This window comes from Ottowia sp. SB7-C50, assembly GCF_033110285.1.
Classification (GTDB): Bacteria; Pseudomonadota; Gammaproteobacteria; order Burkholderiales; family Burkholderiaceae_C; genus Ottowia.
Map to the genome: position 1 here is coordinate 2,529,730 of NZ_CP136995.1, position 21,111 is coordinate 2,550,840.

At 64.0% G+C, this 21,111-nt stretch carries 23 protein-coding genes; 11 read left to right on the forward strand and 12 right to left on the reverse strand.

What is annotated here, in order from left to right; all coding sequences use genetic code 11:
• Window positions 1-22: 22 nt before the first annotated feature.
• Window positions 23-226, reverse strand: a complete 204-nt coding sequence (locus tag R0D99_RS11995; protein ID WP_317748415.1) for a YdcH family protein — start codon at window positions 224-226, stop codon at window positions 23-25.
• 126 nt (window positions 227-352) lie between these two features.
• Here R0D99_RS11995 and R0D99_RS12000 point away from each other — a divergent pair, with 126 nt between their 5' ends.
• The gene (locus R0D99_RS12000; RefSeq protein WP_317748416.1) at window positions 353-1,165 is read left to right on the forward strand and encodes a PP2C family protein-serine/threonine phosphatase; all 813 of its coding nucleotides are present in this window, start codon (window positions 353-355) and stop codon (window positions 1,163-1,165) included.
• Between the two features lie 186 nt (window positions 1,166-1,351).
• On the opposite strand, the gene R0D99_RS12005 is transcribed toward R0D99_RS12000, so the two are convergent.
• The 9 genes from R0D99_RS12005 to R0D99_RS12045 form a co-directional block, all read right to left on the reverse strand.
• Window positions 1,352-1,789, reverse strand: coding sequence for a hypothetical protein (locus tag R0D99_RS12005; protein WP_317748417.1), 438 nt, complete (start codon window positions 1,787-1,789; stop codon window positions 1,352-1,354).
• Window positions 1,786-2,889: a cell division protein ZapE gene (zapE, locus tag R0D99_RS12010; RefSeq protein ID WP_317748418.1), complete on the reverse strand. Its 1,104-nt coding sequence runs from the start codon at window positions 2,887-2,889 to the stop codon at window positions 1,786-1,788. The genes R0D99_RS12005 and zapE overlap by 4 nt, the downstream gene beginning before the upstream one ends.
• A gap of 94 nt (window positions 2,890-2,983) precedes the next feature.
• Window positions 2,984-4,411, reverse strand: coding sequence for a dihydrolipoyl dehydrogenase (gene lpdA / locus R0D99_RS12015; RefSeq protein WP_317748419.1), 1,428 nt, complete (start codon window positions 4,409-4,411; stop codon window positions 2,984-2,986).
• Window positions 4,412-4,422: 11 nt separating this feature from the next.
• Window positions 4,423-5,418, reverse strand: a complete 996-nt coding sequence (locus R0D99_RS12020) for a hypothetical protein (protein WP_317748420.1) — start codon at window positions 5,416-5,418, stop codon at window positions 4,423-4,425.
• 295 nt (window positions 5,419-5,713) lie between these two features.
• Window positions 5,714-6,991: a 2-oxoglutarate dehydrogenase complex dihydrolipoyllysine-residue succinyltransferase gene (gene odhB, locus R0D99_RS12025; RefSeq protein WP_317748421.1), complete on the reverse strand. Its 1,278-nt coding sequence runs from the start codon at window positions 6,989-6,991 to the stop codon at window positions 5,714-5,716.
• Window positions 6,992-7,091: 100 nt separating this feature from the next.
• Window positions 7,092-9,968 (reverse strand): 2-oxoglutarate dehydrogenase E1 component, encoded by a 2,877-nt coding sequence (locus tag R0D99_RS12030; protein WP_317748422.1) that lies wholly within the window; start codon window positions 9,966-9,968, stop codon window positions 7,092-7,094.
• A gap of 199 nt (window positions 9,969-10,167) precedes the next feature.
• Window positions 10,168-12,072 (reverse strand): propionate--CoA ligase, encoded by a 1,905-nt coding sequence (locus R0D99_RS12035; protein WP_317748423.1) that lies wholly within the window; start codon window positions 12,070-12,072, stop codon window positions 10,168-10,170.
• A 436-nt stretch (window positions 12,073-12,508) separates the two neighbouring features.
• A complete protein-coding gene (locus R0D99_RS12040; RefSeq protein WP_317748424.1) occupies window positions 12,509-12,928 on the reverse strand; it encodes a polyhydroxyalkanoate granule-associated phasin in 420 nt (139 codons plus the stop codon).
• A gap of 134 nt (window positions 12,929-13,062) precedes the next feature.
• Complete coding sequence (locus tag R0D99_RS12045; protein ID WP_317748425.1) at window positions 13,063-13,662, reverse strand: isochorismatase family protein; 600 nt, start codon at window positions 13,660-13,662, stop codon at window positions 13,063-13,065.
• 267 nt (window positions 13,663-13,929) lie between these two features.
• On the opposite strand from R0D99_RS12045, the gene R0D99_RS12050 reads away from it, so the two are divergent.
• From R0D99_RS12050 to R0D99_RS12085, 8 genes are all read left to right on the forward strand, one after another.
• Window positions 13,930-15,126 (forward strand): tyrosine-type recombinase/integrase, encoded by a 1,197-nt coding sequence (locus R0D99_RS12050; RefSeq protein WP_317748426.1) that lies wholly within the window; start codon window positions 13,930-13,932, stop codon window positions 15,124-15,126.
• 93 nt (window positions 15,127-15,219) lie between these two features.
• A complete protein-coding gene (locus tag R0D99_RS12055) occupies window positions 15,220-15,900 on the forward strand; it encodes a hypothetical protein (RefSeq protein WP_317748427.1) in 681 nt (226 codons plus the stop codon).
• A gap of 162 nt (window positions 15,901-16,062) precedes the next feature.
• Window positions 16,063-16,338: a helix-turn-helix transcriptional regulator gene (locus R0D99_RS12060; RefSeq protein WP_317748428.1), complete on the forward strand. Its 276-nt coding sequence runs from the start codon at window positions 16,063-16,065 to the stop codon at window positions 16,336-16,338.
• Between the two features lie 431 nt (window positions 16,339-16,769).
• Window positions 16,770-16,979 carry a hypothetical protein gene (locus tag R0D99_RS12065; RefSeq protein ID WP_317748429.1) on the forward strand — a complete coding sequence of 70 codons (210 nt, stop codon included), beginning with the start codon at window positions 16,770-16,772 and terminating at the stop codon, window positions 16,977-16,979.
• Window positions 16,976-17,263, forward strand: a complete 288-nt coding sequence (locus R0D99_RS12070; protein WP_317748430.1) for a helix-turn-helix domain-containing protein — start codon at window positions 16,976-16,978, stop codon at window positions 17,261-17,263. Before R0D99_RS12065 ends, R0D99_RS12070 begins: the two co-directional genes overlap by 4 nt.
• 67 nt (window positions 17,264-17,330) lie before the next feature.
• Window positions 17,331-17,810: a hypothetical protein gene (locus tag R0D99_RS12075; RefSeq protein ID WP_317748431.1), complete on the forward strand. Its 480-nt coding sequence runs from the start codon at window positions 17,331-17,333 to the stop codon at window positions 17,808-17,810.
• Window positions 17,807-18,394, forward strand: a complete 588-nt coding sequence (locus R0D99_RS17365; RefSeq protein ID WP_416365881.1) for a DnaB-like helicase N-terminal domain-containing protein — start codon at window positions 17,807-17,809, stop codon at window positions 18,392-18,394. The genes R0D99_RS12075 and R0D99_RS17365 overlap by 4 nt, the downstream gene beginning before the upstream one ends.
• Window positions 18,325-18,876: an SOS response-associated peptidase gene (locus R0D99_RS12085; protein WP_317748432.1), complete on the forward strand. Its 552-nt coding sequence runs from the start codon at window positions 18,325-18,327 to the stop codon at window positions 18,874-18,876. The genes R0D99_RS17365 and R0D99_RS12085 overlap by 70 nt, the downstream gene beginning before the upstream one ends.
• Here the strand turns inward: R0D99_RS12085 and R0D99_RS12090 are convergent, their stop codons facing one another.
• Complete coding sequence (locus R0D99_RS12090; protein WP_317748433.1) at window positions 18,877-19,344, reverse strand: hypothetical protein; 468 nt, start codon at window positions 19,342-19,344, stop codon at window positions 18,877-18,879.
• Between the two features lie 64 nt (window positions 19,345-19,408).
• On the opposite strand from R0D99_RS12090, the gene R0D99_RS12095 reads away from it, so the two are divergent.
• The gene (locus tag R0D99_RS12095) at window positions 19,409-19,549 is read left to right on the forward strand and encodes a hypothetical protein (RefSeq protein ID WP_317748434.1); all 141 of its coding nucleotides are present in this window, start codon (window positions 19,409-19,411) and stop codon (window positions 19,547-19,549) included.
• A 206-nt stretch (window positions 19,550-19,755) separates the two neighbouring features.
• Here R0D99_RS12095 and R0D99_RS12100 read toward each other — a convergent pair whose 3' ends face one another.
• A complete protein-coding gene (locus tag R0D99_RS12100) occupies window positions 19,756-20,622 on the reverse strand; it encodes a hypothetical protein (RefSeq protein ID WP_317748435.1) in 867 nt (288 codons plus the stop codon).
• Window positions 20,623-20,769: 147 nt separating this feature from the next.
• Here R0D99_RS12100 and R0D99_RS12105 point away from each other — a divergent pair, with 147 nt between their 5' ends.
• Window positions 20,770-21,111, forward strand: a complete 342-nt coding sequence (locus tag R0D99_RS12105) for a hypothetical protein (RefSeq protein ID WP_317748436.1) — start codon at window positions 20,770-20,772, stop codon at window positions 21,109-21,111.

Here is a 21,111-nt window from a genome sequence, read left to right on the forward strand (position 1 = left end):
CGCAGCGCGGAGGGTGGCCGGTTCATGCGGGCTCGCGCGGGTCGAGCGCGGCTTCCAGCCGGGCGATGTGGTCGCGCAGGGCCAGCCGGCGCTTCTTCATGCGCTGCAGGGTCAGCTGGTCCAGCGGCGTCTGGTCGGCCAGGCGGTCGATGATGGCGTCGAGGTCGGCGTGCTCGATGCGCAGCGCGATGAGCTGGCGCTGGGGAGAGTTGAGATTGGCCGTCACGGATAAGATGCAGAAACTGTGGGCGCGGCACCGCGTTCGTCGCCGGGCGGGGGGATGAATCAGGGCGCGCGCCCGTTCAATAATACGGTGTCGCCGCCTTGCGGCCACCACCACGGGATCCAGCGCATGAAAAACGGCTATCGACTGAGTGCGGCCACCGGCCTGCACAAGGGGGATCGCGCCTATCAGCAGGATCAGGTCGCCCTGTGGGCACACCCGCGCGTGGCCGGCTGCGTGATGGGCGTGGTGGCCGACGGCATGGGCGGCCGCACCGGCGGGCGCAAGGCGTCCGACCAGGTGCTGATGACGGCGCGGCAGCTGTTCGACCACTATGCGCCCGAATCCAACGACGCGCCGCAGCTGCTGCGCCAGATGGGGCTGCAGGCGCACCTGGTGATCAAGCTCACGGCCATCGCCGCCGAGCAGGAGCCGCACAGCACCATGGCGGCCTTCCTGGTGCAGCCCGGCGGGCAGTGCCATTGGGTGCATACCGGCGATTCGCGGCTGTACCACTTCAGGGGCAATACGCTGATGCGTCGGACCAAGGACCAGTCGTTCGTGCAGTCGCTGGTCGACAAGGGCGAGCTGACCGAGGAAGAAGCCGCCGGCAACCCGCGCTCCAACGTGCTGGTGAGCTGCCTGGGCACCGAGGCCGACCCGACGCTGGAAGTGGACGGTACGCCGCGACTGCACGTGGGTGATTCGCTGCTGGCCTGCAGCGACGGCCTGTGGCACTACTTCACCACGCAGGAGCTGGGCATGGTGCTGCACTCGCTGCCGCCGCGCGATGCCAGCCAGTTTCTGGTGGAAAAGGCGCGTTCGCGCGCCATGGGGCACGGCGACAACCTGTCGCTGGCCATCGTCAAGATCGAGCCGCTGGCAGACGGCAAGCCGGCCGGGGCGACGGCGACCGCGGCCGCTGCCACCACGCGCCACTAGGAGTTTGGGCGGCAGAAGGCGTCGAAGCGAAACGTGCGAAAAACGAGGATAGCGTGGTGGTGCCGACAAGCCCATAGCCGAGCTATGGGCGCAGAAGGTAGCACCGCGATGGACCGTTTTCTCGCGCGTTGCAGCCGACGCTCCTTCTGCCGCGCAGACTCCTAGCTGCAGCGCCGCCACGCCCTGTCAGGGCTGCGCGGTCGACTTGGGCGTCTGCTTGTCCTGCAACTGGCGCAGGCGCGCGGCGGTGCGGCGCTGGCGTTCGACTTCGTTCAAGGCCAGTTCTTCCTGGCGCAGGCGGTCCAGCACGCCACGGCGCTGCACGCGCGCCTGGCGCACGCAGGCGTTGACGGCAAAGCGCTGCCAGCAGGCCTTTTCGTCGGCTTCGAAGCGCTGCACGGCAACCCGACGCTCGGCCTCCATGCGCGCGCGCTGGGCGTCCAGCCAGGGCTGCAGCGCGGCGGCGTCGCTGTCGGGCGGTGCGGTGGCGGCCAGCGCGCGTGCGGCGGCGGCATCGGCCGCGCGCACGTCGGCGCGCGGATCGGGCGGCGGGCCGGACTGGCAGGCCGCCAGCACCAGCGCGCAGGCGACGGGCAGGCACAGGCGAAAGGACAGGCGCTTCATGTCAGCTGAGTATCCACCGTGCGGTGCTCCAGCGCCAGGTATTCCATCGAACGCATCTCGTTCAGCCGGCTGACGGTGCGCGGAAACTCGTGCACCAGCGGCCCTTCGGTGTACAGCAGTTCGGGCGCGACTTCGGCCGACAGGATGAGCTTGACGCGCCGGTCGTACAGCACGTCGACCAGCCAGGTGAAGCGGCGCGCCTCGCTGGCCATGCGCACCGGCATGTGCGGCACGTCGGACAGCAGCACGGTGTGGAACTGGCTGGCGATCTCGAGGTAGTCGTTCTGCGAACGCGGGCCGCCGCAGAGCTTGCGGAAGTCGAACCACACCACGCCACCGGCGCGCCGGCGCGCCGTGATTTCGCGCGCCTCGATGTGCAGCACGACGTCGTCGTCGCGCGCGTTGGCGGCCAGGCTGTTGAAGGCCTCGTTCATCGCCGCGTCGGCCTGCGGGCCCAAGGGCGTGTGGTAGAGCTCGACCTGCTCGAGCGCGCGGCGCCGGTAGTCGGTGCCGTTGTCGACGTTGACCACTTCCATGCGCGCGTTCAGCAGGTCGATGGCCGGCAGGATGCGGTCGCGGTGCAGGCCGCCGGGGTACAGGTCGTCGGGCTTGAAGTTGCTGGTGGTGACAAAGCCCACGCCATGGTCGAACAGCGCCTGCAGCAGGCGGTGCAAGATCATGGCGTCGGTGATGTCGGCGACGTGGAATTCGTCGAAGCAGATCAGCTTGAACTTGGCCGCCATGCGCTTGCCCAGTTCGTCCAGCGGGTTGACGGTGCCCTGCAGCCCGGCCAACTCGCGGTGCACCTCGCGCATGAATTCGTGAAAGTGCAGCCTCGTCTTGCGGCGGATCGGCACGGCGTTGAAGAAGCAGTCCATCAGGAAGCTCTTGCCGCGCCCCACCCCGCCGTACATGTACACGCCCTTGGGGACGGGCGGCTTGCGGATCAGCTTCTTGAAGGCGTTGGAGCGCTGGCTCTTGTAGACCGTCCAGTCGTCGGCGCAGCGCTGCAGCGCGGCCACGGCGCGCAACTGCGCCGGGTCGCTCTGATAGCCGCGCGCGGCCAGTTCGGCTTCGTAGGCTTCGCGCACCGCACTCATGCCGCCCGCCATTCGCTATCCAATTGATAGCTTAAAACGCTTTCTAAATAAGCGCCCAGGCCATTTTTCATGCCGAAAACCGCGTCGTCACCGCTCAGAAGTTGAGCGTGCGCTTGTCCACTGCCAGCGCGGCTTCCTTGGTCGATTCGCTCAGGCTCGGGTGGGCGTGGCAGATGCGGGCAATGTCTTCGCTGCTGGCGCGGAAGGCCATCGCCACGCAGGCTTCGGCGATCAGTTCGCTGGCCATGGGGCCGACCATGTGCACGCCCAGGATCTCGTCCGTGGCCGCATCGGCCAGGAACTTGACCATGCCCGTGGTGTCGCCCAGCGCGCGCGCGCGGCCGTTGGCCATGAAGGGGAAGGTGCCGGCCTTGTACTTCACGCCGTCGGCCTTGAGTTGCTGCTCCGTCTTGCCCACCCAGGCGATCTCGGGGCTGGTGTAGATGACCCACGGCACCAGGTTGAAATCGACGTGCCCGTGCTGGCCGGCGATGCGTTCGGCCACGGCCACGCCTTCTTCTTCGGCCTTGTGCGCCAGCATGGGGCCGCGCACCACGTCACCCACCGCCCACACGCCGGGCAGGTTGGTGCGGCAGTCGTCATCGACGATCACGTCGCCGCGCTCGCCCAGCTTCAGGCCCACGGCCTCGGCGTTCAGGCCAGTCGTGTTGGGCACGCGGCCGATGGAGACGACGAGCTTGTCCACGTCGAGCGTCTGCGCCTCGCCTTTGGCGTTGGTCCAGGCCACGCTGACGCCCTTCTTGCCCGACTTGATCTCGCCGACCTTCACGCCCAGTTCGATCTTCAGGCCCTGCTTGTCGAAGGCCTTCTTGGCTTCCTTGGCGATCTGTTCATCGACCGCACCCAGGAAGGTGGGCAGCGCTTCCAGCACGGTCACTTCCGCCCCCAGGCGGCGCCACACGCTGCCCATCTCCAGCCCGATCACGCCGGAGCCGATCAGACCGAGCTTCTTGGGCACCGCGCCCAGGCGCAGCGCACCATCGTTGCTGAGGATGTTTTCCTCGTCGAACGGCGCACCCGGCAGCGCGCGCGCATTGGAGCCGGTGGCGACGATGACCTGCTTGGCCGTCAGCGTCTCGGGCTTGTCGCCGGCGACGGCGATTTCGTAGCCGCCATCCACCGCCTTGACGAACGAGCCGCGGCCGTTGAAATACGTCACCTTGTTCTTCTTGAACAGGTACAGGATGCCGTCGTTGTTCTGCTTCACGACGGCGTCCTTGCGGCCGATCATCTGGCCCACGTCCATCTTCAGGTTGCTCAGGCTGATGCCATGCTCGCCGAAGTGCTTGGCCGCGTGCTCGAAATATTCCGAGCTTTGCAGCAGCGCCTTGGACGGAATGCAGCCCACGTTGGTGCAAGTGCCACCCGGTGCGGGCTTGCCGTCGGCGGTCTTCCATTCGTCGATGCAGGCGACGTTCATGCCCAGCTGGGCTGCGCGGATGGCCGCGATGTAGCCGCCGGGGCCGGCGCCGATGACGATGACGTCGAATTTATTCATCACATTGCTCTCAGTTAATCACATTCAGCTCGCCACTCTTCAATGACGGCCACAGATATAGGATCGTCTGCAGCCATCGACTTTCTTGCATCCAAGATTTTTCGATGAAGACAAACCGCAGCTTTTGGTTCCTTACAGCTCTCCATCGTATCGTCGCGATACCATTTTTCCGAACTCAATGCATTCAATGACTTGTCAGTAGGGTTTGACATTATGAAATTGAAACATGCTGTCTGTGACGCCGACGGATCAGACTGGTGCGAGGCTCCGCTGGAGCCAATATCAACATCTCGCTTTGCATCTTCGTCAACAAGTTCACAATTATTGTAGTCTACAGACTGTTCTTTATTATCTGACAGCATTTTGTAAGATAGCTTCAATGAACCGTCTGCATTTCGAAAAACTTCATAATCTGTATACCAACCGAAATACCGCCGAAATTCATCGAACCGTCGACTCACCAGATAATTATTCCCAAAAAATTTAATCCTTATATTATTTGAATATAACTCCTTCAATGAAGATTGACGCATCGAATTAAGCTCTCGAATTCCCGGGCCGCCTGGTTTTCTAGGGTCAAAGGCATCAACAGCCATCTCAAGCATCGTCTGCTCGTCAAAACCGGACGAAGTTTGAAGGGTTTTCAAACGGCTACCAACCAACTCAACTTTTTGACGCATTAGTAGAAGAGGTTTGCCGGGATCACTATTTTCGGTATAAAAAAGCCCATCCTTGGCGTATAAAAATAATTGCCGACCAGATTCACCAGGGATCGCACAGGCCAGACGCAGCCCTTGAAATAAATGCCAATCGAGAGGGATTTTTTCTTCCTCAACATTTTTCTTCCCCGATGCTTTATGTGACGAATCGCTTGTCAGCGGCGAATCGGCACCGCCTGCAGTCGGAATGTTTGTTGAAAACGTCGACACGCCTTCCTTATCTCTCCCTAAATAAGCAGACAAGATTACAACAACAATCCCAAGCAAGACAGCCTTTTGGCCATTATTCATGAAAGCTCTCCAGGTCATCAGAAACCTGACGGATAGCGGCCATTACGTGAGGGATATCTTGGCAAGCCACATGAACCGGGAGCTTAAACATAAGCTCCCGGCGCGCGTCGTCAAAAGACTCTTCCTGGCCATATTGAAGCAAGATCGTAATAACACGATGTAGCTTATCGTCCTGCCACATTACATCGCCGCCAAATATACGGTAGTTAACGGCACGGTCTCCCAAACCATGGCTCGCTGGTACGAGCCTATGGACGATCTCCCTCACATAAGTGCTTCCAGACATGTCAGACGTTCAGATATCGAACAGCAGGCGCGCCGGGTCTTCCAACGCTTCCTTCATCGCCACCAGCCCCAGCACGGCTTCGCGGCCGTCGATGATGCGGTGGTCGTAGGACATGGCCAGGTAGTTCATCGGGCGCACCACGACCTGGCCGTTTTCGACCACGGCGCGGTCCTTGGTGGCGTGCACGCCCAGGATGGCCGACTGCGGCGGGTTGATGATGGGCGTGGACATCATGGAGCCGAACACGCCGCCGTTGCTGATGGAGAAGGTGCCGCCGGTCATTTCTTCAATGCCCAGCTTGCCGTCGCGCGCCTTGCTGCCGAATTCAGCGATCTTCTTCTCGATGTCGGCAAAGCTCATCTGGTCGGCGTTGCGCAAAATCGGCACCACCAGGCCGCGCGGCGAGCCGACGGCGATGCCGATGTCGAAGTAGCCGTGGTAGACGATGTCGTTGCCGTCCACGCTGGCGTTGAGCACCGGGTATTTCTTGAGCGCGTGCACGGCAGCTTTCACGAAGAAGCTCATGAAGCCGATCTTGACGCCGTGCTCTTTTTCGAACTTGTGCTGGAAGCGCTTGCGCATGTCCATCACCGGCTGCATGTTCACTTCGTTGAACGTGGTGAGGATGGCGTTGGTGCTTTGCGATTGCAGCAGGCGCTCGGCCACGCGGGCGCGCAGGCGGGTCATGGCGACGCGCTGCTCGGGGCGGTTGCCCAGGTCGGGCGCGGCAGGGCTGGCCACTTGCGGCAGTGCGCTGGTGGGCGCGCCGGTGGGGATCTGGGCGGGTTTCGCGGCGGCCGCAGCCTGCGCACCACCGGATTGCAGCGCGCCCAGCACGTCGCCCTTGGTCACGCGGCCGTCCTTGCCGGTGCCGGCCACCGAGCCGGCGGCCAGCTGGTTGTCGGCCATCAGCTTGGCGGCGGCGGGCATGGCGATGTCGCCCTTGCTGCCGCCGGCAGCGGGTGCGGCAGCCGCGGCCGGCGCGGCGGCGGGGGCGGCAGCGGCCGGCGCAGCCGCGGGTGCCGGGGCGGCGGCACCGGCCACGCCCTCGGTGTCGATGCGGGCCAACAGCTGGTCGGCCACCACGGTGGCCCCATCGCCCTGCACGATCTCGGCCAGCACGCCAGAGGCGGGCGCGGGCACTTCGAGCACGACCTTGTCGGTTTCGACTTCGATCAGGATTTCGTCGGCGGTGACGGCTTCACCGGCTTTTTTCTTCCACTGCAGCAGGGTGGCTTCTGCCACGGATTCGGACAGTTGGGGGACCTTGACTTCAACGATGGCCATTTGAGTTCTTCCAATTCTTGTGAGATATGGGTCGGCGTTCGGTGGCGAACGAGGGCGGGACCAGGCGCTGCATGCCAGCGCCGTATGCCCGCCCGCTTGCTTACTTCTGCAGCACGAAGCCCTTGATGCGGGCGAAGGCGGCGTCGATCAGGGCCTTTTGCTGGTCCTGGTGCAGGTGCGCGTAGCCCACGGCCGGCGATGCCGACGCGGCGCGGCCGGCGTAGCCCAGCTTCTGGCCCGGCAGCATGTTTTCGTGGATGTTGTGCTGCACGAAGAACCAGGCACCCTGGTTCTGCGGCTCGTCCTGGCACCACACGATCTCGGTGGCGTTGGAGAAGCGCTTGACCTCGGCCGAGAACGCCTTGTGCGGGAACGGGTAGAGCTGTTCGACGCGGATGATGGCCACGTCCTCCAGGCCTTTTTCCTCGCGCTTCTTGGCCAGGTCGTAATACACCTTGCCCGAGCAGGCGATGATGCGCTTGACCTTGGCGGCGTTCTTCAGCACGGCCTCGTTGTTCTCGGCAATGATGGTCTGGAACTGGCCGCTGGTGAACTCGCTCACGGGCGAGGTGGCGTCCTTGTTGCGCAGCAGGCTCTTGGGCGTGAAGATGATCAGCGGCTTGCGCAGGTTGCGCACCATCTGGCGGCGCAGCACATGGAAGATCTGGCTCGCCGTGGTGGGCTGCACGACCTGCATGTTGGTGTCGGCGGCCAGCTGCATGAAGCGCTCGAGGCGCGCCGACGAGTGCTCGGGCCCCTGCCCTTCGTAGCCGTGCGGCAGCATCAGCGTGATGCCGTTGATGCGGCCCCACTTGACTTCGCCCGAGGCGATGAACTGGTCGATGACCACCTGCGCCCCGTTGGCGAAGTCGCCGAACTGCGCTTCCCACACCACCAGGGTGTTGGGGTCGTTCGAGGCGTAGCCGTATTCGAACGCCAGCACCGCCTCTTCGGACAGGATGGAGTCGATGACGACGAACTGCGCCTGGCCCTCCGACACGTTCTGCAGCGGAATGTAGGTGCCGGTGTCCCACTGCTCGCGCGCCTGGTCGTGGATCACGGCGTGGCGGTGCGTGAAGGTGCCGCGGCCGCAGTCCTCGCCCGACAGGCGCACCGGGTAGCCGCTGGCCACCAGGCTGGCGAAGGCCATGTGCTCGCCCATGCCCCAGTCGACGTTGATCTCGCCGCGGCCCATGGCAGCGCGGTCTTCAATGACCTTCTTGACCAGCGTATGCGGGGTGACGCTGGCGGGCAGCGTGGTGATGCGCTCGGCCAGGCGCTTCCATTCGACCAGCGGAATGTGCGTGTCGGCGGCGTCGGTCCACTTCTTGTTGAGGTACGGCGACCAGTCGACGGCGTACTTGCTCTTGAAGTTGGACAGCACCGGGTCGACCGTATGGCGGCCCGCGTCCATGGCGGCGCGGTAGGTCTTGGCCATGTCGTCGCCCAGCGTGTCGCCCAAACCCTGCGCGGCCAGCTTGTCGGCGTACAGCTTGCGGGTGCCGGGGTGCGCGCCGATCTTGCGGTACATCAGCGGCTGGGTGAGCATGGGGGTGTCTTGCTCGTTGTGGCCCAGCTTGCGGAAGCAGACGATGTCGACCACCACGTCCAGGCCAAAGGTCATGCGGTATTCCAGCGCCAGCTGCGACGCCAGCACGACCGCCTCGGGGTCGTCGCCGTTGACGTGCAGCACGGGCGCCTCGACCATCTTGACCACGTCGGTGCAGTAGGCCGACGAGCGCATGTCGCGCGGGTCGGACGTGGTGAAGCCGATCTGGTTGTTGATGATCAGGTGCACCGTGCCGCCGGTGGTGTAGCCGCGCGTCTGCGCCAGCGCCAGGGTTTCCTGGTTGACGCCCTGGCCGCCGAAGGCGGCGTCGCCGTGCACCAGCACCGGCAGCACCTGCTTGCCCTTGGCGTCGCCGCGGCGGTCCATGCGGGCGCGCACGCTGCCTTCGACCACGGGGTTGACGATTTCGAGGTGCGACGGGTTGAAGGCCAGCGACAGGTGCACCGGGCCGCCGGGGGTGGTGATGTCCGAGCTGAAGCCCTGGTGGTACTTGACGTCGCCCGCCGGCAGGTCTTCGGGCGCAGTGTGGTCGAACTCGGCAAACAGCGTGCCGGGCATCTTGCCCAGCGTGTTGACCAGCACGTTCAGGCGGCCGCGGTGCGCCATGCCGATGACGATTTCCTGCACGCCCTGCGAGCCGGCGCTCTGGATGATCTCGTCGATGGCGGCGATGAAGCTTTCGCCGCCTTCGAGCGAGAAGCGCTTCTGGCCGACGTACTTGGTGTGCAGGAAGCGCTCCAGGCCTTCGGCGGCCGTCAGGCGTTCAAGGATGTGCTTCTTCTTGTCGGCGGCGAAGCTGGGCTTGCTGCGAATGCTTTCCAGCTTCTGCTGCCACCAGCGCTTTTCGGCCATGTCGCTCGTGTACATGAACTCGACCGCCATGGTGCCGCAATAGGTTTCGCGCAGCGCGTTGAGCAGCTCGCGCAACGACATGCGGTCCTTGCCGAAAAAGGTGTTGCTGGTGTCGAAGACGGTCTCGAGATCGGCGTCGGTGAAGCCGTAGTACGCCGGATCCAGCTCGGGGATGTTGGGGCGCTCGCTGCGCTTGAGCGGGTCCAGGTCGGCCCACTGGTGGCCGACGGTGCGGTGCGCGGCGATGAGCTGCTGCACGGCGGTGCGCTTGCGGCCCATCTCGGCGTCGGCGTTGGCCATGACGACCTTGGTGCCGCCCGCCTTGGCGCGCTCGGCAAAGGCGTTGATGACGGGCAGGTGCGGCACGTCGCGTGCGGCGCTGCCGTCCACCGCGGGTACGTGCTGCAGGGCATCGAAATACTCACGCCACGAATCCGGCACGCTGCCGGGATTGGCGAGGTAGTTTTCGTACATCTCCTCGACATACGGCGCGTTGCCGCCGAAGAGGTAGGTGTTGCCCTGGTAGGTTTGATAGACGGATTTCGTCTCGCTCATTGCTTCGCTGACCTTTCACCCCCCCTTAAGGAGGCTCAAGCTGGTGAAAAAACCTTCCGCGTCACGGCTGAACCGGTTGGCGGACGCGACTGGCTGGGAAGGGCCGGGTACTTCGCAAGGTCGGATTGTGCCACCGAACCCTGACACGGGCGTGACCGGGGCGAATGCCCCCGGCCCCGCGCCACGCAAACACAAAGGCTTACGCCTTGCCGGCGACCATGTCCTTGATCTGCTGCAGCGCGGCAGGGTCTTCCATAGTGGTCAGGTCGCCCGGGTCGCGGCCTTCGCACACCGCCTGCACGGCGCGGCGCAGCAGCTTGCCCGAACGCGTCTTGGGCAACACCGACACGAAGCGCACGCGGGCCGGGCGCGCCACGGCGCCCAGGCTGCCGTCAACGATCTTCATCACCTCGCCTTCCAGCTTGAGCATGGCGGCTTCGTCGTCCAGCTGCGTGGCGTCCTTGAGCACCGCGAAGGCCATGGCGACCTGGCCCTTGAGCTGGTCGGCCACGCCCACCACCGCCACTTCGGCAATGTTGGGATGGCTGGCGATACTTTCCTCGATCTCGCGCGTGCCCAGGCGGTGGCCGGCAACGTTGATCACGTCGTCGGTGCGGCCCAGGATGAAGTAGTAGCCGTCTTCGTCGCGGATGGCCCAGTCGAACGTGCTGTAGACCAGCTTGTTGGGCACGCTGGACCAGTAGGTGTTGATGTAGCGCGCGTCGTCGCGCCACACGGTCTGCAGGCAGCCGGGCGGCAGCGGGCCTTCGACGGCCAGCACGCCCTTCTGATTGGCGCCTGTCAGCTCGGCGCCGGTCTGGTCGTCGAGCAGCTTGACGTCGTAGCCATAGACCGGCTTGCCGGGCGAGCCGAACTTGCTGGGCGCCTTTTCGACGCCGTTGCAGATGGTCAGGATCGGCCAGCCGGTTTCGGTCTGCCAGTAGTTGTCGATGATCGGCTTGCCCTTGAGGCCTTCGCTGATCCACTGCGCGGTCGGCTCGTCCAGCGGCTCGCCGGCCAGGAACAGCGCGCGCAGGCTGGACAGGTCGTATTTCGTCAGGTATGCCGGGTCCTGCTTCTTCAGCACGCGGATCGCCGTGGGCGCGCTGAACATCACGGTCACCTTGTATTTTTCGACCAGCTGCCACCAGATGCCGCCGTCCGGCCGCACCGGCGTGCCTTCGTACATCAGCGTGGCCATGCCGCCGATCAGCGGGCCGTAGATGATGTAGCTGTGGCCAACGACCCAGCCAATGTCGCTGGTGGAGAAATAGGTTTCACCCGGGTTGCCGCAGTAGATGTACTTCATCGACGCGGCCAGCGCCACCGCGTAGCCGCCGGTGTCGCGCTGCACGCCCTTGGGCTTGCCGGTGGTGCCGCTGGTGTACAGCGTGTAGCTGGGGTGCGTGGCATCGACCCATTCGCACGGGACCTGGGTGTTCAGGTTCTTTTCGCGCAGCGCGCCCCACAGGTGGTCGCGCCCGTCGACCAGGTTCATCGGCGCCAGGCCGCGGTCGACCAGCAGCACCGCCGCCGGCTTGTGCTTGGCCAGGCCGATGGCCTCGTCCAGCAGGTGCTTGTAGGGCACCGGCTTGCCGCCGCGCGAACCCGCGTCGGCGCTGACGATCACCGTCGGTTCGGCGTCGTCGATGCGGGTCGACAGCGAGCCCGACGCAAAGCCGCCGAACACCACCGAATGCAGCGCGCCGATGCGCGTGCAGGCCAGCATGACAAACGCGGCCTCGGGGATCATCGGCATGTAGATCAGCACCCGGTCGCCCTTCTTGACGCCCAGTTCCTTGAGCGAGGCGGCCATGCGCTGCACTTCGGCGTGCAGGTCGCGGAAGGTGTAGACCTTTTCCTGGTCGGTCTCGGTCGACACGAAGATCAGCGCGGGCTGATCGGCCCGGTCCTTCAGGTGGCGGTCGACCGCGTTGTGGCACAGGTTGGTGGTGCCGCCGACAAACCACCTGGCGAAGGGCGGATTGCTGTAGTCGCACACCGTCTGCGGCGGCGTCTGCCATTCGATGAGCTTGGCCTGCTCGCCCCAGAAGGCGTCACGGTCCTCGATCGAGCGACGGTGGAAATCGGCGTAACTGGTCATCTTTGTCTCCTGAATTCTCGTGCTTGACCGCACCCGCGCCAGCGCGACGCAGGTGATGAACTTGCCTGCGTCGAACTCCTGAATTCATAATTATGGCGAGTACGCCCTTGCGAAAAACTGACTCGCAAGGGCCATCAGCGGCCCAAAGCCCGGCCAGCCCGGATATTTCATCGTGGCGACGACCAGTGCGCCCGGCCGCACGCCCAAGCAACCGCCGCCGGGATGCGATGGGCGTCGGGTGTTTTTGCCAAGGACGGACTGGATTCGACTATTTCATCAGCGTTTTCGCTGGCAAAAGCCGGGCAATCTGTGGATTTGGGCGGTCTGCGGCGTTGCAAATCCTCGCCATAGCCCACGCTATGGCTGCGGTTTGCGCCGTGTGCAGCCCATCCCAAACCACAGCGCCAGCCTCCGCGGCGACTTATTCAGCGTCGTCTTAGCGCGCAGCGCGGCCCAGGCGGCGCGCATTGGCCACCGCGCGCCGGCGCACCGGCGTCATGCCCTGGTGCATGACGTCAAGCATCGACGCCATCAACCGTTGTTGCGCGCCGGACGAAAGGTGCTGCAGGCTGGGCGGATTCATCCAGCCGCCCATGGCCACTTTCCACCAGGTTTGTGTCCACCACAGGGCAAACTGCTGCTGGGCGGCCAGCGCCTGCCAGGACATGGCTGCCCAGCTTTCGTGGAAGGCGGCCACTTTTTCGGCGCCCATCAGGTAAAACTCCTGCTGGTCGCGGCCGCTGGGCATCACGCCGGCGCCCAGCATGCGGCCCACGCGATGCGCGATCACTTGCGGCACCGCGCCGACCATCTGCGCCGTGTCACGGCCCAGGCGCCTCTGTTTGCCAGTCACCATCTCGAAAACTCCCTTGATCGGCGGCGCTCTGGCCGCGATTAGCTACAAATAAAATAGCATTCAGCCCGCTGATGGCGAGCGCCATGGCCTGAAAACACCTGAAAACCGGGAATGGCGAACACGCAGCGCGCCGCCTACTTGATCAGCGCCTGCCAGGCGCGGAATTGCGGGTGTTCACAGTCGCGCAGCCATTCAAAGCCGACCATCTCGGTCGTCACCAGTTCGCAACCCGCGCCGGCCAGGCGGTCGTAAGCGGCGTCGCGGTTGCGTTCGGTGCGCGAGCCGCAGGCGTCCGTCACGACGCACACGTCCCACTCGGCCTCCTGCAGCATCAGCGCCGTCTGCAGCAGGCACACATGCGTTTCGCAGCCTGCGATGACGACGGTGCCGCGCTCCGGCGCGTCCTGGGCGGGTTTCTGCAGATGGCGGGGCAGGCTGCGCGCATTGCCGCGCGGCGCGGGCGCCGGCGGTGCCAGCAGCGGCTGCAGTTCTTCGGCGCCGCTGAAGGCCATCTTGGGGACGATGCGATCGCACAGCGCCGCCAGCGCTGCTTCGGTGCCACCCAGCTTGGCGGGGTTCTGCTCGGTCGCCCACACGGGCACCTGCAGCGCGCGCGCCAGTTGCGCCAGCCGCCGGGCGTTGGCCAGCACGGCAGACGCATCGTGAATGGCGGGCATCAGGCGGGCCTGATAGTCGATCAGCACCAGTTGGCAGTCGTCGGCGTCGAGCAGCATGTGTTCTCCGATGACAGCGGCGCAGACGCCCGAAGCGGGGCCGCGCCGCAATAAAAAAGGCTCCGATGTTTGCAGCACCGGAGCCTCTGGATCTGGTGGGTGATGCAGGGTTTGAACCTGCGACCCCTGCCGTGTGAAGGCCGGGCTACGATGGTTCTTAGCGGATGTTGATGGCGCATTTCCCTCTGAGCACTCCTTCATAGTCCATCAAAATCCACCTATAATTTTCCGTACTCTCTCCGTACTTTCCGTACAAGGAGCAAGCGGATGCCGATCATCAACACAGTCGCCGGTCGCGACAAACTCAAGCCGCGGCGCGAGCCGTATTGGCACAAAGTCAGCACCGGTTGCTTTCTCGGGTTCCGAAAACAGTCGCAGTCTACCGCAGGCACGTGGGTGGCCCGGTGGCGCGACGACACAGGCAAACAGCAATACCGCGCGCTGGGTGCCTTTGACGACCTGCCGCCCAATGCCCGCTTCGATGCCGCGATGCGGTCAGCCAACCAATGGTTGACCCATGTTGCTGGGGGTGGCAGAGCGAAGGAAGTCACCGTCAAGAATGCTTGCGAGCGTTACGTTGCACACCTTCGGGCCGAGAAGACAGCCGATGCCGCCGACGATGCCGACAAGCGGTTTCAGCGCCACGTCTACACCCAGCCGATTGCCGCGATCGCCATGGACAAGCTGCGCCCGATCCACGTCGACACCTGGCGCAAGCGATTGCAGGACGGGCCAAAACTGGTGGCCGGTCGCAAGCCAGCCAACCAATCCGCCAGCCCCAAAGACCCGAATGCCAAGCGATCGGCGGCCACGCTCAACAGGGACATGACCTGTCTGCGCGCGGCCCTCAATCTGGCATATCGCGACCAGATTGTGTTGAGCGATGCCGCTTGGTCGGTGAAGCTGCTGCCGATCAAGAAAGTGGGCGGCCGGCGCACCCTCTACCTTGACCGCGACCAACGCCAATCCCTCATCGACCACATGGACGCCGATCTTGCGCAGTTCGCCCGCGCCATGAGCAATGTGCCGCTGCGACCGGGCGCCCTCGCCGCCCTGACCGTCGGCCGCTACGACAAGCGCCTGCGCGCCCTGCACGTGGGCAGCGACAAGGCCGGCGCTGATCGCTCAATCGTACTGCCCGCAACCACGGCCGCACAGTTCGAGCAGGCGGCAGCCAGCAAACTGCCGGGCGCCCTGCTGTTCACGCGGGGAGACGGCGCGGGATGGGACAAGGACAAGTGGAAATGGCCAGTCAAGGCCGCTGCGGCCGCAGCCGAGCTACCTGCTGAAACCACGCTCTACACGCTGCGGCACTCCGTCATCACAGACCTGGTTGTGGCCGGCGTCGATCTATTCACGGTAGCCAAGCTGGCCGGAACCAGCGTGCGGATGATCGAGGAACACTACGGGCATTTGCGCAGCGATGTCACGGCATCCGCCCTGGAAAAAGTAGCACTCAACTAACCAAATTTGCCGGCCCTAGGCTGATCCCCGAACACCCGTTTCCCCGACGGGCTGGGCCGGCAACCTATCGTTTAAGGGGGCGTGGGGACGCGCATGGACAAGGAAAGTTTGTACCTTCCGTGGAAGTTTGTCGACTTATTCACCGCCGAAGAAGCCGTGGCGTTGGTGGCTGGCGCGGTTGGGGTTCCCGAAGACGAACGGGCAAGGCGCATGTCGCCAGTTCGTCGGAGGATGGAGCAAGACCACACCCTGGGCGTCAGAACCTTTGCCCATGGTTTCCTTTGCGGTCCGAACGACACCCTTATCGACCGTGAAGACTTCGACCCGCCTACTCACCAGTACCTACTCAGTGACAGGCTGATCGAGTTGCTTGTTGCGACACCAACCACATACAGCGCCCTCACTGACCTATGCTGGAAAATTGAAAAATCCTTCGAAAACTGCCGTTTCAGCCGCGACGAGATAGTTCGATGGCTGCAGGCTAACGAGTTGCAGAGTGCATTCGATTTTGGGAAGCACGAACCCGACGCCGAAGCGTCACCGACATCGGCGCTGCCCGATGCAACCGACCTCAAGGCGCAATACGCAGCGGTCGCGTCAAACCGTGAGCAGCGCCGTCAATTCCTGACCGAGCTCAAGAAAACGCTGAAATCAGACGAAAAGGTCGGCAATGCCATCGGCATCACCCGCCAGGCCGTCGCCAAGCAACTGCGTTCCTCTGGTGCAGCCGACCACCACAAGAACGACCCGTTCGCCCGAACCGCACCGCGCTAACGGTTGCGCGGTTGCGGCAACCGGCGCAACCATAACAATCCATAACAGTCACAAGTGCTTCCAGCACTGAATTCACTGCTATCGTTTTCATAGGCAACCAGGTTGCGTATTGCGGCAACCGGACATTGCTTGGTGCAATTGCTCCCACATCAGGAGCACCCAATGTCCACCACCGCCAACAACCCCCGTAAGCCACGCATCCGCACGCAGTCCATTGATGTGCTGCGCATCCCCGACGCGCTGGTGCGCGAGCCGATCGTGATCGAAGCCTCTGGCCTGTCGGGCTCGACCATTTACCGCGAAGTCCTCGCTGGGCGCTTCCCGCCGCCCCGCCGCGTCGGCAACTTGAAGCTGTGGGTAGCGAGTGAACTGACCGACTGGCTCAAGGCTCAGGCGGAAGGCCGGGCTTGGACCCCGACACAGCGCGCCGCGGCTTGAAGGGGCGCCATGTCGCCCACCATCCACTGCGCGGGCCGGTCCCGCCAGCCACGCGAGCTACGCCTGCCCGAACAGGCCGCGCCGATCAACCCCGCCAGCGCGCGGGACTTCCATCACCGTTGCAGCGCAGGACGTGCTTCACGGTGCTACCAATACTGGAGCACCAGAATGAGGCACCAAAAAGAGAAAGCGCCGCGCGGTGGGCAAACCGGCGGCGCTTGGGATAGAACTAAACAGAGCAAGAACAGGGACTCTGCCATGCGCGGCACGCGCCGCGCAAGCGACCAGGACTACCCCGCCGGCCTGCTGGCCGGGGCGTGCACATGCCGGCTGACCGCGCCGCGGCTATGCCCGGAGTGCTCGCACACCGCCAACTATGCGACGGAGGTCACCATTCGCCGCGCTGCATGGCGGGCCTGGGGAGTGCCAGCATGACAGCGCCGACCGAAGCCACCGGTGTCGATAAGGTGTTCGCCACCCTGCGGGCCGAACTCGCCTTGCGCGGTCACCAACTGCTGCGCGTTGACCGTCGCCCCAAGGTAGACACCTTCGTCGTGACGGCTTGGGGTCACTCGCGCGAGTTCAAGACGCTCGATCAGGTCGCCGCCTTCCTCGAAATCGTAGGAGGGCCCCGGCTATGAGCTACAAGGTCGTGAAGCTAGTGTTCGACGGCTACATCGGTCCCGGTGGCAGCGACATGCTGGTGCTCGTGGCCATGGCTGAGTGGTGCAGCGACGATGGGCGCTGCCATCCCAGCATCGAGTCAATCGCCAAGAAAGCCAGGCTCAGCCGGTCACAAGCCCAGCGGGTGGTGCGTCGGCTGGTTGATGCCGGATGGTTGACCGTCATCGGCAACGCGGCCGGTGGCGCCCCCCGGATCGACCTGCCGCTACCAGGTCGCAATCGAACGGCTTGCGACGGGTAGCGTCGGTGCTACCCCTACGGGTCGCACTGATGCGGCCCCTACGGGTAGCGTAGATGCGACGGGTAGCGTGTATGCGACGGGTAGCGCCGGTGCGGCAGAGGGGCCGCATGGGTGCGGCGAGACGGGTAGCGCCGGTGCTACCCAGACCGTCATAGAACCATCAGAGAACCGTCAGAGCAAGGTCGGCCAGGGCAAGCCTGACCGACTGCCGCCGTGTCCGGTTGAAAAAATCAAGGACGCCTACAACGCCATCCTCCCCGAGTTGCCGCAGGCGGAAACGCTGGCAACCGCGCGGCGGCGGATCATCCAGAACCGTTGGAACTGGGTGCTGAGCGATAAGCGCGGGAACGGTACTCGGCGCGCAACCACGGCGGCCGATGCCCTCAGGTGGTTTGAGGGGTTCTTCACTCGCGCCCGCGAAAACGACTTCATCATGGGTCGAACCGCGCGCGGTGCGGGGCACGAGAACTGGCAAGCCGGCATCGACTACCTGCTGAGCGACCGAGGCTTAACGCAGGTCATCGAGAAAACCGGGAGGTCAGCATGACGGACACGGCGCAGCTTCAAGTCCCGCCCAACTCGGTCGAATCGGAAGCCAGCCTGCTCGGCGGCCTGCTGCTCGACAACCGTGCGCTCGAACGGGTCGACGACTTGCTGACGGAAGCCGACTTCTACCGCCACTCACACCGACTGGTTTTCGCGGTGCTTGCCAAGCTGATCCCTGCAGGCAAGCCGGCCGATGTGGTCACGGTGTTCGAGGCGTTGCAGCGCCAAGGCGAGGCGGATGAGGTGGGCGGCCTGGCCTACCTCAACTCGTTGGCCCAGTACCTCCCCAGCGCTCACAACATCCGCCGCTACGCCGAGATCGTGCGCGAGAAATCGATCCTGCGCCAGATCGTCGGCGCGGCCGAGCAGGCGCGCGCGTTGGCGTTCTCTGACACCGTGCCGGCGCATGCCATCGAGCAGGCGTTGAGCCTGTTTGGCGGCATCGAGGTCCGCCACGGCGCGCGCGAGCCGCAGCGCGTCGATAGCCTGAGGTCGTTTTCCCGCGCGGCCGTGGCGTGTTCATCAGGCGTGCCGTCCACGACCCCGGCTATTCGCGCGAGTTGGTCGCCGGGCAATGGGGTCTGATCCCCCACTTCGCCAAGGCGGCCAAGCTGCCATACAGCACCAACAACGCCCGCAGTGAGGAACTGGCGGCCAAGCCGACCTACCGCACGCCGTGGGCCAAGGGCCAGCGCTGCATCATCCCGGCGCGCAGCTTCGACGAACCATGCTGGGAAACCGGCCGCAATGTGTGGTGGCGCTTTCGACGCGCCGACGGCATGCCGTGGGGCTTGGCCGGGCTGTGGGCTACGTGGACGGATCACGCCACTGGCGAGATTCACGAGAGCTACACAATGTTGACCATCAACGCGGACGCACACCCGCTGATGAGCCGCATGCACAAGCCCGATCCGAAACTGCCGCACTACCAGCAGGACAAGCGCAGCGTGATCCCGATCGATCCCGAGAACTGGGATGCATGGCTGACGTGTGCGCCGGCGCAGGCCGTTGACCTGCTGCGCATACCGGCCGATGACGTGTTTGTTGGCGAGCCGGTGTCCGCCTGATCAGGCAGCGCCCAGCGGCAACAGGACCTTGCCGTCGTTCGACGCCGCCATCGGCCGTACCGCGCGAGTGCGCCCTTCCGCAGCCAGCGCCGCCGTGCCAGCGGCAAAGGCGTCCGCGTAGCAGTCAAACACGTCACCGGCCGCGTGCTGGGCATAACCGCCATCGGCCAGGGCGCGCAGCAGCAGCCAGCGATACCGGCGACCATCCGCCTGCACCACGCGCACGGCCAGGTCGGTTACTGGCTGGCTGAAGGCATCTTCCGCGTACTCGGCCACGTCATCCGCCATGGCGGCCAGTTCGTCGGGCGTGAACGCCTGGGCGGCCAGCTCGGTGATCTCGCGCAGCTCATGCACGGGGACGAAGCCATCGCCGCCGCGCAGGTGCTCGCCCGCCATCGTGAACAGAATCAAGCGGCGCGCGGCCTCATGCAGGGCAGTCATTCGGACAGGTTGAGCAACAGCGTTCATGATCGCGATCCTTCAGTGAATACTGTATATTTGCACAGTATTCCATTTGCCGTCAAGACACGTCATGCCCAATCCCGCCATGAAGTCCAGCGCCCCTGCGGATGGGGTTGGCGGGGCTGAAACCAGCGAACAGGAGCCGGTCGATCTGCATCACCTGCAGGGCCGGCTGTGGCAGGTGTATCGGTCCAGAACTGGTGCCAACTAGGTGCTGATCCAGCACGTGACGCTGGCGGATGCCTACCGGACGGCGTACCCGAAGTCGAAGGCATGGTTGGATAAGTCCGCGCACAAGAAGGTTTCCGCCCTGTGCTCCGATGTCAAGGTTCGGTCAAGGGTGGACGTTCTGCGCGAGCGGTCGGAAGTCGCTGCGCCGCGGTGGGGAAGTCGAGTTCAGGCAGGCGTGGTGGTGCCTTAGTCTGATGTCGCGCCCAGAACGAGGGCACGCTCCGTGTACTTGATGTGCAACGCGCGAAGCTCCGCCTCAATTGCGTGAATCCGTGAGAGCTGTGCGAAAAGACCGTCGCTTGACATGTCTGTGTAGTTGTCCGCCTTGGTTGACCTGACTGAGCCAGCAGCAAGAACAATTTCCCTTTGCAAGTCGAAAACGTGGCGACGCAGGTCGGCTGGTGCAGCAACGAATGCGAGGGCGCGTATCGTAAGTTCCAAGTCGTCAAAAATGTCGTCTGGCATGAAAGCTGCGCGACCACTCTCTGTAAAGGTGCGCTCCCTCCGGTAAGAGTTGTTTATCAACGCCCCCATGTGCATGACAGTGCGCTGGCAAAACAACAGGCAAGCTTCAGCGTGAGCTAATTCCTGTTCAGCCCGTTCTTGTTGCTTGAGCAACATTGCCTGCTTGTTCTGATACCAAGCAACGCCGACCGCCACCAGGATGGCGCCGACCGAACCAACTGCCTGAACCCAAGCTGCAGGCTCCTTCGAAAACAAGGACCACACAGCAGGCCAGCCTGGATAAATCGCGAGCACGATCCCGGCAAAGGTGGAAACAAGCAAGAAGGCACCGAGCCATGCAGCGCCATCCCAACCTGTCTTCGCTTTGTTGTCGAGTGCGGTCATCTTGTTGGAAGAAATCATAAAGTGGACTGCGACTAGGCTTGCAAAAGCCCGAATATAGTAATACGATATTGAGCAATGAACAGTGATCGAATCGGCAAGACTCGGGGACGCAAACCTTTGGCGCTTGATGACGATACCGTGATCTTTTCCATGCGTATGACTTCTGGTCAGCGCGAGAAGCTGGACAAACTGGGCGGTGGGCATTGGGTGCGCGATCGCATCGACCGGGCCAGACTGCCGGACGACAAAACCGCCAAGCCCCGCGGCGGACCGAGCGGGGCAAAAAGGCGGGGCCAGTAGGTGTTGCAGCACCGACCAGCCCCTGACCATCATCAAAAAAGGACTTTGAAAATGGCTACCAAGAATGTAACTGCACGAGCGCCTGAGGCCGACAAAGCCACGCTGAGCTTGGACACCTGCCCAGTGGCTAACTGGGGCTCCAAGACTCCGGCATCAGTGCTCAATTCCGAAGCAGGAATGCCGGAAGCGCTGTCCTGGCTGCATACCCAAGTCGGCGAGATCAACAGCCTGTTGTGGGGCTTCATCCAACTGAACGATGCGGACGCCGAGGCCAGCATGGCGCCGCCGCTATGTCACTTCATCGAGGGTCGCACTACGGTAATGCTGAGCGTACTGGAGCGCCTGCGCGAGACGCTCGGGAACAACGCGCGCGGCGCGACGGTGGGAGGCTGA

Excerpts from the sequence above, each read along its gene's own strand:
- R0D99_RS12060 (WP_317748428.1), top strand. The coding sequence starts at position 16,063 with ATGTCCACCACCGCCAACAACCCCCGTAAGCCACGCATCCGCACGCAG.
- R0D99_RS12000 (WP_317748416.1), top strand. The coding sequence starts at position 353 with ATGAAAAACGGCTATCGACTGAGTGCGGCCACCGGCCTGCACAAGGGG.
- R0D99_RS17365 (WP_416365881.1), top strand. The coding sequence starts at position 17,807 with ATGACGGACACGGCGCAGCTTCAAGTCCCGCCCAACTCGGTCGAATCG.
- R0D99_RS12030 (WP_317748422.1), bottom strand. The coding sequence starts at position 9,968 with ATGAGCGAGACGAAATCCGTCTATCAAACCTACCAGGGCAACACCTAC.
- R0D99_RS12045 (WP_317748425.1), bottom strand. The coding sequence starts at position 13,662 with ATGCTGCTCGACGCCGACGACTGCCAACTGGTGCTGATCGACTATCAG.
- R0D99_RS12105 (WP_317748436.1), top strand. The coding sequence starts at position 20,770 with ATGGCTACCAAGAATGTAACTGCACGAGCGCCTGAGGCCGACAAAGCC.
- R0D99_RS12005 (WP_317748417.1), bottom strand. The coding sequence starts at position 1,789 with ATGAAGCGCCTGTCCTTTCGCCTGTGCCTGCCCGTCGCCTGCGCGCTG.
- R0D99_RS12090 (WP_317748433.1), bottom strand. The coding sequence starts at position 19,344 with ATGAACGCTGTTGCTCAACCTGTCCGAATGACTGCCCTGCATGAGGCC.
- R0D99_RS12035 (WP_317748423.1), bottom strand. The coding sequence starts at position 12,072 with ATGACCAGTTACGCCGATTTCCACCGTCGCTCGATCGAGGACCGTGAC.
- R0D99_RS12100 (WP_317748435.1), bottom strand. The coding sequence starts at position 20,622 with ATGCCCACCGCCCAGTTTGTCCAGCTTCTCGCGCTGACCAGAAGTCAT.
- R0D99_RS12050 (WP_317748426.1), top strand. The coding sequence starts at position 13,930 with ATGCCGATCATCAACACAGTCGCCGGTCGCGACAAACTCAAGCCGCGG.
- odhB (WP_317748421.1), bottom strand. The coding sequence starts at position 6,991 with ATGGCCATCGTTGAAGTCAAGGTCCCCCAACTGTCCGAATCCGTGGCA.
- R0D99_RS12065 (WP_317748429.1), top strand. The coding sequence starts at position 16,770 with ATGACAGCGCCGACCGAAGCCACCGGTGTCGATAAGGTGTTCGCCACC.
- zapE (WP_317748418.1), bottom strand. The coding sequence starts at position 2,889 with ATGAGTGCGGTGCGCGAAGCCTACGAAGCCGAACTGGCCGCGCGCGGC.
- R0D99_RS12020 (WP_317748420.1), bottom strand. The coding sequence starts at position 5,418 with ATGAATAATGGCCAAAAGGCTGTCTTGCTTGGGATTGTTGTTGTAATC.
- R0D99_RS12070 (WP_317748430.1), top strand. The coding sequence starts at position 16,976 with ATGAGCTACAAGGTCGTGAAGCTAGTGTTCGACGGCTACATCGGTCCC.
- R0D99_RS12055 (WP_317748427.1), top strand. The coding sequence starts at position 15,220 with ATGGACAAGGAAAGTTTGTACCTTCCGTGGAAGTTTGTCGACTTATTC.
- R0D99_RS12095 (WP_317748434.1), top strand. The coding sequence starts at position 19,409 with ATGCCCAATCCCGCCATGAAGTCCAGCGCCCCTGCGGATGGGGTTGGC.
- R0D99_RS12040 (WP_317748424.1), bottom strand. The coding sequence starts at position 12,928 with ATGGTGACTGGCAAACAGAGGCGCCTGGGCCGTGACACGGCGCAGATG.